This is a genomic window from Leucobacter soli (assembly GCF_042659205.1).
Lineage (GTDB): Bacteria > Actinomycetota > Actinomycetes > Actinomycetales > Microbacteriaceae > Leucobacter > Leucobacter soli.
This window is the reverse complement of sequence record NZ_JBHSRW010000439.1, coordinates 1-831: the sequence shown is the minus strand read 5'-3', so window position 1 is coordinate 831 and position 831 is coordinate 1. Positions and strand designations below refer to the sequence as shown.

1 pseudogene is annotated in these 831 nt (G+C 73.8%); it reads right to left on the bottom strand.

Annotation, left to right across the window (positions count from 1 at the left end):
• Positions 1 to 831 (bottom strand): annotated as a pseudogene (locus ACFPZL_RS13810) (hypothetical protein); the annotation flags it as partial.

The following is an 831-nucleotide window of genomic DNA, read 5'->3' as shown; positions in this document are numbered from 1 at the left end:
CACCCGCGCCCACACCTCCCGCATGCGCTCGATGGGCGCGGCGAGGTCGTCCGCACGCTCGCGATAGGTCGCGAGCGCGGTCCGCCCGGCCGCCACGGCAGCGGTGCCGGGTGCGAGCGCATTCGGATCGCTGCGGGGATTCCCATCCGGCATCTCCGCCGGATCCATCACGGCGTCGAGCATCGCCCCTTCCGCGGGCATCGGCGTGGCGAGGATCTTCTCCACGAACGCCGCGTGCTCGGCTGCGAAGAGATCCGCGCCTTCGGCCGTATCGCGTCCCTCGCCGGTTCGCGCCCGGTCGCTCTCGCCGGCAGCGGGCGTCGAGTCGTCCGCGGATCCGCTCTCCTCGGCACCCGTCTCCTCAGCGCCGGTGTCATCGGCACCGGGCTGATCGCCGGGTCCGTCCGCCGCATCGTCCGAGTCGGGTCCCGCATCCGCGCCGAGCCCCAGTCCGGATTCGCCGGTCGCGTCCTCCTCGACGTCCGCCGAACCCCGGCGTTCGTCCGTGAGGCCGCGCTCACGGGCATCGAGATCGAGCAGGCGCTCGTAGGGCGGGAGCAGCAGCGCGAGCGCGCGAGCGAAGCGCTGCAGCGGCGTGTAGGCCGGATCCGGTGCGAGCACCCGCCGCAGCGGATCCGGAACCCGCGTCGAGCTCCCGAACTGCTCGGCGAGCGCGCGCCACTCGGCAGCCACAGCGCTATCCACGGCGGCATCCACGGCGCCGACTTCTGCAGCGATGCCGTCCGAGGCCGGTCCGGCGCGCAGGATCAGAACGACCCACTGCAGGTGCCGCGGCAGCTCCCCCGGGCTCTCCGGCAGACTGCGGTGCAG